At 59.2% G+C, this 13,779-nt stretch carries 8 protein-coding genes; 7 read left to right on the top strand and 1 reads right to left on the bottom strand.

The window, feature by feature from the left end; genetic code table 11:
* Nucleotides 1–74: 74 nt before the first annotated feature.
* The 7 genes from Q9235_RS19530 (at nt 75) to rffA (ending at nt 11,509) form a co-directional block, all read left to right on the top strand.
* Complete coding sequence (locus Q9235_RS19530; RefSeq protein WP_306223456.1) at nt 75–4,298, top strand: glycosyltransferase; 4,224 nt, start codon at nt 75–77, stop codon at nt 4,296–4,298.
* Between the two features lie 174 nt (nt 4,299–4,472).
* Nucleotides 4,473–6,860 carry a methyltransferase gene (locus Q9235_RS19525; RefSeq protein ID WP_306223455.1) on the top strand — a complete coding sequence of 796 codons (2,388 nt, stop codon included), beginning with the start codon at nt 4,473–4,475 and terminating at the stop codon, nt 6,858–6,860.
* Between the two features lie 20 nt (nt 6,861–6,880).
* Nucleotides 6,881–7,792: a class I SAM-dependent methyltransferase gene (locus Q9235_RS19520; RefSeq protein ID WP_306223454.1), complete on the top strand. Its 912-nt coding sequence runs from the start codon at nt 6,881–6,883 to the stop codon at nt 7,790–7,792.
* 119 nt (nt 7,793–7,911) lie between these two features.
* Nucleotides 7,912–8,652, top strand: coding sequence for a class I SAM-dependent methyltransferase (locus Q9235_RS19515; RefSeq protein ID WP_306223453.1), 741 nt, complete (start codon nt 7,912–7,914; stop codon nt 8,650–8,652).
* Nucleotides 8,649–9,518, top strand: coding sequence for a sulfotransferase family protein (locus Q9235_RS19510; protein WP_306223452.1), 870 nt, complete (start codon nt 8,649–8,651; stop codon nt 9,516–9,518). The genes Q9235_RS19515 and Q9235_RS19510 overlap by 4 nt, the downstream gene beginning before the upstream one ends.
* Before the next feature lie 138 nt (nt 9,519–9,656).
* Nucleotides 9,657–10,334 carry a class I SAM-dependent methyltransferase gene (locus Q9235_RS19505; protein ID WP_306223451.1) on the top strand — a complete coding sequence of 226 codons (678 nt, stop codon included), beginning with the start codon at nt 9,657–9,659 and terminating at the stop codon, nt 10,332–10,334.
* A 41-nt stretch (nt 10,335–10,375) separates the two neighbouring features.
* The gene (gene rffA, locus Q9235_RS19500; RefSeq protein WP_306223450.1) at nt 10,376–11,509 is read left to right on the top strand and encodes a dTDP-4-amino-4,6-dideoxygalactose transaminase; all 1,134 of its coding nucleotides are present in this window, start codon (nt 10,376–10,378) and stop codon (nt 11,507–11,509) included.
* 18 nt (nt 11,510–11,527) lie between these two features.
* Here rffA and Q9235_RS19495 read toward each other — a convergent pair whose 3' ends face one another.
* Entirely contained in the window at nt 11,528–13,654 is a 2,127-nt protein-coding gene (locus Q9235_RS19495) for a tetratricopeptide repeat protein (RefSeq protein WP_306223449.1), read from the bottom strand.
* Nucleotides 13,655–13,779: the final 125 nt, after the last annotated feature.

Here is a 13,779-nt window from a genome sequence, read left to right as displayed (position 1 = left end):
CTGGTTCATTTCGTAATTCAAGCGGTGCGCGTAGCGCTCCGCCACTAGAAGTACGCTACGGAAGAGAGATACTGATGCCGTTCATCGGTACCGATACAAACGACGGCCCCTCGTCGAACCTCCTGGCAAAATTCCAGCAATTGACCTCGCGGTGGAAGAAAGTCGACGCCGACACCTACATTCAAAACCTGATTCTCACCTCGCAAAGCCGCTTCGAGATCGCTACATTCACTCGCCAAGTCGCGAATCAACACAGTGTCTTCATGCATTACGCGCAACGCGGCGATGCACTTCGCGATCAACGCGATTGGCACCGTGCCTTCTTGGAGTACCGAGCCGGCCTGAATGTCCTGCCTCTGCATTCGGGCTATCTCGTGCAGGCTGGGCATATGCTCAAGGAGATGGGGAGTTCCGTCGCCGCCGAAGGGTATTATCGTTCGGCCGTCCTGATCGGGAGCCCCATCGCCGAGGTTGGCGAACATCTCCTCCATGTCTCTCACCGCAACGGCTTTGCCGAAACGGCCAGCAACCTGACCGCGCTCGTAGGAGCAGCAGCTTCCGGCGATGCTGGCATGGCATTGCGCCCGACATTCGACGACCTTACGACCTTGGTCACAACCTTTGTCGGAACGGACGAAAGTGACTCCGAATACTTGGTCGAGTGGATGCGCCAGGGTTTGAGCTTTGCTGGGGTCGTCGACGAAATTACACGGCAAGCCCCTCCCGCCGCGCTCTTATGGAATGCACGACATTCCGCCCACACCGCCAATGGCACTTCAACCCCGCACAGCCGGAAGAAGAGCCCTTTCTGGCAGCGCATGTTCACCGGTTTTGAGGCGGTTTCCACGCCCGCTTCGCCCCGCCTGAAAAGCGAGGCGCCCGGAGGCTCAGTCGTACGGCCGGCTCCGCTCCCCCAGAGCACGACCCCTCCCCGGCCAGGAGCCTCTACCTCGCCAGCGCCGACGACCTCTGCGATGCCTGCGGCCAACCGGCAAGCCAACACGTCCTCGGTTAGCCAAGCGCGACCAGCCCAAAAGCTGATGGCCCCATCCAGTTGGCGATCTCCTTGGGAACGGCGAGTTCCACTCTTGAGTGCAATTGGCTCCCGCAGCGTCATAGAAGGCGATACGGTTCCCGCAAGCGCCATCGAGCTTTGTCGCCGCGCCTTGAAAGGGGCGCCGCAGAAGGTTTCCGTCGTCATGCCGGCCTGGAACCGCGCTCATGTCGTCAAGCGAGCCATCGAATCCGTCATTGCTCAATCCTACAGGGCCCACGAACTCATCGTCGTTGATGATGGCAGCACTGACGAAACGATCTCCGTCATCGAGACCGGCTTCCCGGAATTAATCAAGTCGGGATGGCTGACCCTCGTGAAGGCCGAGCATGGCGGCATCTCGAAGGCGCGCAACGCCGGTCTGTCCCGCGCCAGCGGGGACCTCGTGGCGTATCTCGACAGCGACAACCACTGGCACAAACACTTTCTGTGCATCATGGCAGCCGCTTTCGCTCAATGCGAAGCGTTGGGCACCGCCTATTGCGCCGAACATATCAACGACCTCGATAAAGGCACCGATAGCGTCCTAGGCGTCGGCTACCAGCGCGAGAACCTCGTCCATCGCAACTTTATCGATCTCAATTGTTTCGTGCACAAACGGAGTATCGTCACCCAGCAAGGTCTGTTCGACGACTCCATGACGCGGCTCGTCGACTGGGACCTGATCATCCGCTATACGCGCTTCAATCCACCAGCTTTCATTCCCGTCTCCCTGGTCGAGTACTATCTCGACAAGAAAACGCTCAACAACGTCACCCTGACAGAGAAGTGGGACATCAACTTCGCGCGGGTTGCGACCAAAAACCTTCGCGAGCGCGTGGCACTTGGGATCGACCCTCCGCGTATCGCCTATATGGTCTGGGACTGGCCTGCTCTGTCGCAAACCTTCGTGCTTAATGAGCTGCGCTGGCTCGTTTCCAATCATTTCGACGTCAAGGTATACTACAAGACCGCTCCGGACCTCGCCGCGTCTCTCGATTTCAAGATTTCAGCCAAGCAGATCTTGACTGCCGAAGAATTGGCAGAAGCACTGAAAGCCGACAGGCGCAACATTCTTCATTCGCCCTTCGCTTATCCCGCGACCACGCAACTCACCTGGCCTGCCGCGCAGATGACCGGCATTCCCTTCACCTTCATGCCGGGCGGCGTCGATATCAGCCACCATTCCAACCGCCTCCGCAATCGCGTCGGCGAAGTCGCAAGCGATCCGTTGTGCTCGGGCGTGATCACTCTGGGCACCTATCACGAACGTTTCCTGCGCGAGTGCGGCGTCCCAAGCACCAAGATTGTTCCGGAACGCCAAGCGGTCGGGCTTCCCGAAGCCAAGGCCCGCCCATTCTCCCGGGCGGAGCGCCCTCGCGTCATCTCGATCGGCCGCATGATCGAAAAGAAGGGCTTCAGGTACCTGATCGAAGCCGCGGCGCTTACGCCCGAACTGGATTTCGTGATCTACGGCTATGGTCCACTCGAGGCCGAGTTGCGCGAGCAGGTTACGGCAGCCAGGATCAACAACGTCGCGTTCGCCGGAACGCTCGATGACACGGCCTCGCTGCACCAGGCGTATTTCGATGCCGATATTTTCGCCCTGCCCTGTGTCGAAGCCCTGAATGGTGACATGGACGGGCTTCCGACAGTACTGATCGAAGCGATGGCGGCAGGCGTACCCGTCGTCACAAGCCGGCTGGCGAATATCCCCGATCTCATCACCCATCGCGTCGATGGCTTGTTGACGGCTCCGAAGGATGTCGAAGCGCTGACGACAGCCATCCGCGAACTCTGCACGATGCCGGACGCGCAACGCCGGAGGCTCATCAACGCAGCGCGCTCCAAATCCACGCACTACGCCAGCACGGATCGGATGATGCATACGATGCTGGACGTCTGGCGCGGCCGGATGCTCGACATCGTCCTGGTGACGTACGACACCCCGAAATATGATGACTGGGCAACGACCAGTGAGATCATCGACCGAATTTATGCTCATACCTCCTTGCCGTTCAACCTGATCGTTGTCGACAACAATAGCCAACAGAGCTTCCGAGACCGCATGAAGGAGCGTTATGGCGCTCGCTCGAATTTTACCTTCATTGAGTCCCGCAAGAATCTTTTCTGCGGCCCCGGCACTAATCTCGGAATCGATGCCGGTACATCCGAGTACATTGTCTACATCTGCTCAAAGGAGGGCTTCATCCTGAAGAACGGCTGGGACCGTGAACTCGTCAGGGCGATGGACGATAACTCCCAGGCTGCACTCGGTGGCTATCGCATTTCGCTACCCAAGTTCCGCAACGGAGCGGAATACGCGAACTATCCTTCGTTTGAAAAATGGCGAAGGCAGGATTTTGCGCGCGCGAATCCGCGGCGACGCTTCCAGCATATTCAGGGCGGCTTGTTCATTCTGCGGCGCAGCGCATACAACGCCGTCGGCGGCTTCAGCGACGAAGTAGCCCAGGACGGCACGGATATCGAGTACAGCTACTTCCTTGAGAGCAAAGGCTACGAACTGGCCGATATTCCGGCGATCCGCTCGATCAGTTCCAAGACCTTGCCTGCACCACATACGCTCGTCGACGAAAACGCCTACATCATGCACCCGTTGACTCTGGCGAGTGCGCCCGGCTTTGATCAGGCCGCCTTGGGAACGGGGATGTTGTGCAGCCTTTGCGGCGGCCACACCATTGAAGATCGCAAGGTCGGCAAAGAGCGCGTTCCGGTGTGCGTCGATTGCGGCAGCATGCCTTTCGATCGTTCGACCATGCGCTACCTCAGCCTGTCCGGCGTCCTGCAACGCCGGCCACCGGTCACCATGATCGGCCGAAGCCATGCGCTCGAAACAGCCAACAAGCGGCTGTGCCCGGCCTTCGCGACCCTCAGCGGGAGCGCTCCGGACGTGGCGGCACTGGTTGCCGGGATCAAGAACCCGGAGGCCCATGTGCTGATCGTCGAACCGCAACGCTGGCGCTCGAAGACTCAAGCGGCAAGTGCGGCGGCAAGCATTGCGGCTTACGTGGCTGCGGGAGGACGGGTCATCGCCGGCGCTGGGCGCGACGCCTCGGGCAACTCTGACCTCCTGATAAGAGCGCTGCAGGAACAGGCTCTTGGCTTCGACGAGGTGGCCTACGCCAGCAACGCCTGCGCCTTCGATACGCAACCGATCATCGCTATCGGTTTTCCGCAGACTCGCGGCGGAACTCCCGTCGGAGATGGCACCATCGGGCGCTCGCTTAACCACGCCAACCTGTAGAGGTTACGCATTCGACTCTGCCGGAAAGTTCACGATCCGCCGGCAGCAAACAACGACAGCAAGCACCGGGAGCGATAGCGATATTGCGCCCGGCATACCACCAAAATTCAGACACGCCTGACAGCGCCCAATTCAGATGCCTTTCGACAATTCACGAGAACGATAGTCCTCATCATGTCCATCGAATTGCTTTCAGTCCACGTACCTAAATGTGGTGGGATCACGCTGAAATCATATCTTACCGACTTCTATGGCCCATCTCAAATTCTCCTCGACTATGTCGGAACCCCGTGCGCCTCCCTCCAAGAAGAACCCCATTCTGTTGATAAATATGTCGACCTAGAAAACATAAAATGCATCCACGGCCATTTCAATCTCAGAAAGTATGAATATTATAACGTCGATTTTGCGACGACATGCTTGCGGGATCCCGTACTTCGGCTGATATCGCATTATTGGCACTGCATTGATAACGACAACGACTTGTCCAGTAAAATGGTACAAAATTTGCGTTCGGGCGAGATGTCCATTATTGACCTCGCCCGACACCCACGCGTGTCCGGTCTTTACACACAGTCAACATTTTTAAACGTTGACATGACTGCGTTCGACCTCATTGGCGATGTCGACGACTTCGATGCTTATGCAGAGCGTTTAGGCAACATGCTCGGCGCATGTTTTACGAAACGTCCTGCAATGAACAAGAACCCGGTAGCAAACTATGAAACTCTGGTAGGCGAGCTTCTCAGCGATCAAAAAATGGTTGCCGCCATCAAAGACGCTCTAAAAGATGAAATTCGCTTTTTCGAGCGTCACGTTGGGCGTGGCTCTATCGGCAGCAAGTCGGCAGGAGCACCGATCCGCGCGGCATACCGCGCGGAACGCTTACAGAAAAGCGCGGAAAGCCTGCATAATTGGCCACCGAGGCTGCATCAGCGTGCAGGGCTCGCGCAAGATCTCCATTCCAAGATTGGACAGCGAGATCGCTTCGTGAGGCGTCACGAAATGATGCAATCCCTGCTCGACCGAGATATCACCCGTTTCGAGATGAGCAGTTACGATTTCGCAGCCGGGAATGAAGTCGACCTTATCAAAGTCGACGGCATCCCTGCTAATGCTCGTTTCCTGGACATCGGCGCAGGCGTGTTGCGATTGCTTCCAGAGTTCGCACCAGCTTTGGAACCCGGCCAATACTACGCAGTCGAACGCAATGGCCGAGCACTTGAATGGGGTTGGGAAAACCTCGCGGACAACCGCCAGCTTCGCGACCTGGTTTCGCCCCAAAACCTTATTGAGGATGGCAGTTTCGACTTCAGCTGGGCCGAGGATTCGTTCGACATTGCCCTGGCCAGCTTCCTTTTTGAAAACCTACCCCTGCCGGCCCTGGAGCGCTGTCTCGCGAATCTCGGCGCAGCCATGAAACCGGGAGGCCGCTTTTATGCGAGCCTCATCATCGCCCCCGAGGGTGAGGCGGCCTTTCGCCCGTTGATGCGCCCCGATAGTTCGATGACCTTTCATGACCGGGCGCCGTTCCATTTCCGCCTGTCCGAGCTCACGACTCTTGCTCAACGCCACGGCTGGACGCTCGAGAGTTGCACTCCTCTGACAGATTCCATCAGCGGCCATCACGAACTTGCGCGCTTTACCTTCAACGGCGCAGAAAGTGCCCAGGAGCATGTAGCGCTGCCCGCCCCGGCAGCCCCCTCTTCTTCGCCTACGCCCGCTTTTGCCAACTGGTGGAGTTCACCCCGCATCTGGCAGCATATCAACGATATGCTCGGCTCGCCGCGTTCCCAAGCGGCCTCTGCCGGTTTTCACACGCTGATCGCCCGCTCGGCCAAGCCGAGCTTCAAGCAAGCGGTGTCGCTCGACAGCGAAGACGGAGCACAAGCATTGCGACTGGCACTTACCGGCACCGTCGAGCATTTCGACATCTGGAGCCAATCCGAAGCCGGCATCGAGGCGGGACGAGCCGAAGCCGAGCGCTTTGGACTTTCCGATAAAATTTCCTGGAACCTCGGCACAGGCCTGTCGGAAGAGAAGCGCAAAACGTTCGACCTCGTCTACTGGAACAACAGACTGCACATGCAGCCGGATGTTGAAGTCGCGCTTCAGTGGAGCCTGAAGCATCTACGCCCCGGCGGCCTTCTCGCGGTTGACGGCTATGTAGGTCCCTCGCGCTTCCAGTATAAAGACCTCGTCCTCGCGGCAGCATCGCGCTTCCGCGCAATGCTGCCTCGTCAGCTTCTCCGTGTTCACGGCAGCGAGATTTCACCAGAGCTCCAGCGCGTCCCAGAAGAGGCTATGCGGGAGAAGAGCCCCCATCTCACGCCCGACAGCGGACGAATCCTCAATCTCGCTGCTGCGATGTTCCCGGGCGCGAGCGTCACGCCGACCGGCGGCTGCATCTATCAGCTCGGTCTCTCCGGCATCTATCCCAACCTCGACCCCATCGCCGACTCCTGGGTTGTCGAAGCGGCCTTGATGCTGGATCGTGTTCTCGTGGAGCTCGGCCATACGCATTACGCTACGATCCTGGCGACCAAGCCATTGTCGCGGTAACAAACTCGGGCAAAGCGGACATGACCTCAGACATTCTTGCCAGAGCCGCAGAGCATTGGGCGCGAAACACGCAGCCCCAGCAACACAGTGGCATACGCAACTGGTGGCAAAGCCCTCATATCTGGCGGCACATCAACGGCCTGCTCGGCGCCGAGAACGATGCCGGTCAACATGCCGGCTTCAGCGCCTTGATCAAGCGGACTGCCGGGCGTCGTTTAATGCGCGCGATCTCGGTCGGGTGCGGAACCGGGGCTAAGGAGATGCGCCTTATTCGAGAGGGCATCGTCGAGCATTTTGATCTCTACGAGATCACGGAACCACGTATCGCTATTGGGATCGCGGAAGCCGAAAAATTTGGCATCTCCGACAAGGTCACCTGGCATCGCGCTGACGCTTTCGCCGAGTGCCGGCGAACAGACTACGATCTCGTTCACTGGAACAACGCGTTGCACCACATGCTCGATACGGACGCCGCCATAGCGTGGAGCATCGAGAGGCTGAAGGAGGGCGGCATCTTTGCGATGGACGACTTCGTCGGCCCATCCCGCTTCCAGTGGAGTGATCAAGATCTCGCATACGCTACCGCGTTCAGGCGAGACCTGCCGGCAAGGCTGATGCGTGTCATCGACGGCGGCGGAGAGACATACAAGCCCGAACTGCAACGCCCGACCATCGAGGCCATGATCGCGATGGACCCAACCGAAGCAGCGGACAGCGAAGCCATTCTTCCAGCAATCCGCAAGCGAATGCCGGGCGCGACGCTCATCCCGACTGGCGGTGTGATCTATCAATTGGCAACCCGCTACATTCTCGGCAATTTCGGCGAGGAAGGCGACGATATCGCCTTTTTAAAGCTTGGCCTTACCCTCGATCGTGCCTTGAGCACTCTCGACAATACCCATTACGCCGTCGCCATCGGCGTCAAACCCTGAGACGCACTGCCTGGGGCCGCGCCCAGCGCGTCTGTTCGATGGCGTCTCCGTTTTACTTCGCGGCGGGCAGCTCCTATGCAATGAGCTGATTGATCGATGCAGCCCGAGAGCCAACGCGCATGGCAGTGATTCTGGACAACAAGGCCGCCCACCTCAAGCGGTACGAACAGTTTGCCGCCGGTCACGATGCCCGCACCGCAGCTTTCAAGATGGTTGGAGGCGGCGACGAGGAGCGTGTCGGCTTTACCGAGATGGCGCTTCTGGACAAGTATGTCCCGCTCACTGGCCGGCGGCATCTGATCGATGTCGGTTGCGGACCAGGCCGCCTGGCCCGCTACCTCACGGATCGCAAAGAACTCTCCTACCTCGGCACAGATGTTGTCCCACAGCTTCTGGAAGTCGCTCGCGTCGAATGCGCGCGGCCCGACTGGGAATTCAAGGAGGTCACGGGTTTCACGATTCCCACCGCGGACGGAATTGCGGATGCGGTCGCGATCTTCTCCGTGTTCACCAATATTTTCCCCGAGCATTCGGCACTCCTCACCAAGGAGGCCGCGCGTGTCCTGAAACCAGGGGGGCGACTTCTGATCTCATACATGGATCTCGGGCACGAGCGCCATCAACACACATTCCGGGATCTGATGCAGCACTGGGAAAGACGCATCGATCCCCTTGTTTTCCTCGACGAAACATTTCTCCGCTTCTTCGCTGCGAATGCCGGCCTCGATATCGTTGAATTCGTCGCGCCGACCACGCAGCAATGCGACGACATTCCGGGAGCCAAGCTCCTCGACGGCCGCGAGGTTTCAGGCCCGATCGGCCTGGGCCAGACGCTTTGCCTCATGGAAAAGCGCGGATGACGAGAACGCCTGTCCGCAGCAACCCGCAGGTCTGCATTCCGGTGCTCGGCATGCACCGCAGCGGGACCTCGGCAGTGACCCGTGTAATCAATCTCCTCGGCGTCGACCTGGGTAAGAACCTCATGGGTGCCACGCCTGCGAATCCACGTGGACACTGGGAGCGGCTCGATCTCTACGACTTCCATGAGGCCGTGCTGGCTGAAATTGGCAGCGCTTGGAACGACCCGGGCCCCATCGACCCGTGCAGGTTCGACATGCCCGCGGCTGCCAAGTGGCCGGACCGTCTCTCCAAGATCATCGCGTCTGAATTTGCAGAGAGCCATCTTTTTGCGGTGAAAGACCCGCGAAGCTGCCGCCTATTGCCGATCTGGTATGCTGCGGCCGAACAGCTGAACTTAGAACTCCGCCCCATCCTGATGCTGCGCCATCCTTTCGAGGTCGCGGCTTCGTTGAACCATCGACAACCGATCGAGACGGATGTGGCGCTGCGCCTGTGGCTTTCGCATGTCCTGGAAGCAGAGCGTTCGACGCGCACTCACAAACGCGCTTTTGTGCGTTATGAAGATCTGCTTCGCGATTGGCGAGGCACCTTGATCGCGGCTGGACAAGCTCTCGATATCAAATGGCCGAAGATTGACGATCCGGTGGTGAATAATGTCCTCAACCTTTTCGTCAATCGCGGCGATCGCCACCACCTGCATTCAAAAAATCAACATGACTCGCAGCTTGCAGCTTTAGCGGCAGAAATTTATACGACGCTATCGCGTGCGAATGGGACGCAAGATGATGAAGATCATGAAATTCTTCAAACCGTTGACCACCTCGCATTGAAATTCAACACGAATTCCTACCGTGAAACAATTTGATCCGGCGATTATGCGCTTTACCAGAGAATTATGGGACGACAATCAAGATGTCGTTACATTGAAGCGTATGCTTTGATTGCATCCCCCGCCCCCTTCTTTTCAATTATTGGCACGCTCCGCTCACGAGGTTAACGATCCATGGCAAATCCCTGCAATATCTGCGGAGGACTCGAGTTCGCTCCTGGGCCTGGAGGGCGCAACTCGACGACCGGCAAGCTGCCATACTGCCTGCAATGCGGGACACTGGAGAGGCACCGCACGTTCAGGCAAATTTTTCTCGAGTTGCATGATGCTGACTTCAGCGACTGGCAGGTGCTGCAATTCTCGGGAGACCGCAGCAACGACCCGACCTGGTTCGCGCATCACGAAACGTCCTGGTATGGCGCCGACAACTCGCTGGACCTAATGAAGATCGCCAGGGAAAATGACAGCTATGACTTGGTTGTCTGCAATCACGTCATGGAACATGTGCAGTACGACAATGCCGCCATGGCCGAGCTCGTTCGTGTGATCAAGCCGACAGGTATCGTCTTCCTTACGTTCCCCGATCCGACGAATCGCGAGAAAACCGTCGAATGGGCACAACCGCGCGCAGATCAGCATTATCACTGGCGGGTTTACGGCAAGGACGTCGATGAACGATTCCGTCGGTATATACCCATGTACGGCGTCTACTCGGTCATGGGATATGATCCCGTTACGGGAGCCGACGATCGGATATTCTTCCTGACCAAGACGATGGCAGGCACGACGCGCCTGCGTGCGAAGCTTCCCGATCTCAAGATCGTCAACGAGCCCGCAACGTTTCGCTCCTGACGAATTCGGCGCGGCTCTCGCGTGATCGAAAGGTATTCGGCATGTCAATTCCGTTCTCGCGCCCCAGCATCTCGGACCGGGAAGCTCGCTACCTGATGGAGTGCCTCGAGCAGCGCCATCTTTCCGGCGACGGCGCTTTCACCAAGCGCTGCCATGCTTTTCTGGAAGCACATTACGGTGCAACCGTACTCCTGACGCATTCAGCAACCGCCGCCCTTGAGATGGGGGCGATCCTGGCGGACATCCGGGAAGGCGACGAAGTCATCATGCCTTCATTCACCTTCGTGTCGACGGCGAACGCGGTCGTGAACCGCGGGGGCGTGCCCGTCTTCATCGACGTCGATCCGCTGACACTCAATATGGAGCCCGCCGAGATCGATCGCGCCGTCACATCGAAGACCAAGGCCATCTTCCCCGTCCATTATGCCGGCGTAGGCTGTGACATGACCGAGATCATGGGCCGCGCAGAAGCCCATGGGTTGATCGTCGTCGAGGACGCGGCCCAGGGTTACCTCGCGCGCCGCGGCGACCAGGCGCTCGGCACGTTCGGTGCCCTCGGCTGCCTCAGCTTCCATGCGACCAAGAACGTCGTTTCCGGAGAAGGCGGAGCATTGATCATCAACGATCCATCGCTACGCGAAAGAGCCCACATCATTCGCGAAAAGGGGACCAATCGCACCAGCTTCCTGCGCCGCGAGGTCACCAAGTACGAATGGCTCGACATCGGCTCATCTTATCTCCCGAGCGACTTGATTGCAGCCTTACTGCTTGCTCAACTTGAACGCGCAGAGGAAATCACCCATACGCGACGCCGGCTCTGGGCACGTTATGCTCAGGCGCTGCGCCCTCTGGAAACCGACGGCAAGCTCCGTCTCACGCGCGTTCCGCAGGACGCCGAGCACAACGGCCATATTTTCTTCGTGATGATGCCGACGCCGGAGAAAGCCCGCGCACTGAGAGCGGAACTCGCTCAGCACGAAATCGGCGCGACCTCGCACTATGTCCCCCTGCATTCGGCACCTGCTGGCCGCAGATTCGGACGAACGGTCGGCGATCTCGCGCAGACCGACCTAGCGGCAGCGACGCTCGTCAGGTTGCCGCTCTATTCCGATTTAGACGATGCCACGCAGGACATCGTCATCGCCAAGACGGTTGCAGCGGTCCAGGCAGCCTGAACATTCCAGCCATCAGGTTTACGCCCCTGATGGCTGCCGATACGCGCGCCATGGCGCCGGCTCGGACGAACTCCGCATGAAATCGACGACAGACGCGAGCGACGGCCGCTGCAACAGCCGGAACGGGCGCCCTTCGGCCAACCAGAACGGATTGACCGAGGGGTCGCCCACCGTGTTCCCCCATCGCCCTTCGAACAGGAGCCGTTCAGCGTCGCTGCGCTGGCGCCGCGCCTCATCGGCATGATCGGCGCCGCGACTCCGCGATTCGTGATGAGTCAACTCGATCCACGGTGTCCAGAGCACCGCAGCCCCACGCTCGCGAAGACGCATGCAAAAGTCGATATCGCCATAGGAGATCGCGAACAGGCTGGCGTCGAAGCCGTTAAGCGCCTCGAAATTCTCCCGCCGTACAGCGAGGAAGGCACCAGTGACCGCTGCAACACGGCGCGTCCTGCGCCAACGCCCAGCCGGCCCCGTATCCTCGCCGGGCGCATCCAATCCATCATGAATGACGCCGGACGGCCAGCCTTCCAGAACACCGGCATGCTGCACCGCTCCGTCGGGGTATAACAACCGCGCTCCCAGTGCTCCGATCTCCGGCCGAGACAGATGTGTTCGGACGATCGCATCCCATCCCTGGCTTCGTAACGCCATATCGTCATTGGCGAACACAAGGATGGCAGCCTCCGTCGTACCGGCGGCCCGGTTGTTCAGATAGCTCCAGTTGAAAGTCGTGTTCTCATGGAGAATGCGGGCGTGCCCCCTCGCCTCCAGGCTCGCCAGAATGACCTTGGTCTGCAGCTCGGTGCTGCCGTTATCCATGACGATCACGTCGATCAAATCCGGCCGCACAGCACCCTTCCGAAGGGACGCAACCATGGCCTCCGCATCGGCCCCGTGGTTCCGCGTCGGGATGATGACTGCAATGCGATCTGATGGCGCGGATGCACCCACGGTGGGCGCAAGCGGAAGGGGTATTTCGCCCGTACCTTCAGGAAAGGCGGCCAACGGTAACGGAATATGTCCTAGCCTGCCTTGAGCAGCCAGTGTTCGCGCTGCGGTATTGGCGAGTTCCCGGAAGGGTCGCCCTGCCGCATTCAAGGTCCCGGCGGGCAGGAAAAGTAACGGACCAACGCAATCGGCTTCCGCAAGCGCTTCCGGATCGATCCTGCCACGCAACACGGCGTCGACCGGCACCAGTCGCTGGCCGTGATGGCGCACGATCTCGAAGTCCAGCGTGAATCCCACCGTCGACGCGATCGCGGCCGCATAGAGCAGCCAGGCTGTGACATGTTCATGGAGGATGGCGCCGGCCTCCGCCAGAAGAACAGGGCCGTTCAGGGTTGCAAGGGCGGCATCGACGGTGTCTCCCATTGTGATTCTTGCTTCGGCCAGCACGAGACGCTCCAGCGCTTCACGCGCAGCGCCCTCAGCGCCAACGAAGACGGCCTTCCAGCAGTGCTCGCTCTGCCCAACGAGCGCAGCGACCTGAAGATGGATCGTGAAAGGCGTGGAGCCGCTTGCATCCAGCAGGTAGAAGACCGGCTTCCGCGCGCCAAGCTCGGGCGGTTTCGGCATGTCGAGCGTGGCCCGCAGCTCTCGCCAGCAATCCCGAGGATAGGCATTCAGGAAAAAGGAGGAGGCCAGCTGTCCAGATAGCTGCTCGATCTGTTGGCGCAAGGTGCCGATCTGAACAGCGAGCTGGGCTGCGAGCTCGATCGACGACTGCGCCGGATCCAAACGAATCGCAGTGGCTAGCGTGGTGCTGTCGCCCATCTCCAGCAGCTCGCGCTGGGCATCGGGTGAACCTCCAGGAAGCTTGACGGCTTCGAGATAGGATGCTCGTGCATCAAGGCGACGCCCCTGCAATTTCAGCACATGGCCTAGCTGCACAAAAATATCGGCATTGCTGGGATTGCCAACGAGCGCACGGCGGTAAGCGGCCTCCGCTTCGACATGCCGTCCCGTGTCCTTCAGCATATTACCTAGCTGAACACGAATATCATGACGTTGAGGGGCGAGCTTCAGCGCGGCCTCATACGCCTTGGATGCCTCGGCGAAGGAACCTGCATCGCGCAGACGGTCGGCGTTCGCAACAAGCCGGCCAAATTCTTCAGAACGATCACTGCCCCACAAGTCACTCATCCCAGACGTTCCGCCACTCCAGGCCAATCCTCCGAAGTCCTCGAAAGAACCGCGAAACCGCTTCGGACGCTAATCGACGCCATGCCAGAAGGAAACGGCCTTTCGATCGGAGGCTCCCTCGGATA

It is taken from the genome of Bosea beijingensis (genome assembly GCF_030758975.1).
In the GTDB taxonomy this organism is placed as follows: domain Bacteria; phylum Pseudomonadota; class Alphaproteobacteria; order Rhizobiales; family Beijerinckiaceae; genus Allobosea; species Allobosea beijingensis.
The sequence above is the reverse complement of the archived record's forward strand: the minus strand, read 5'-3'. Positions and strand labels throughout refer to the sequence as shown.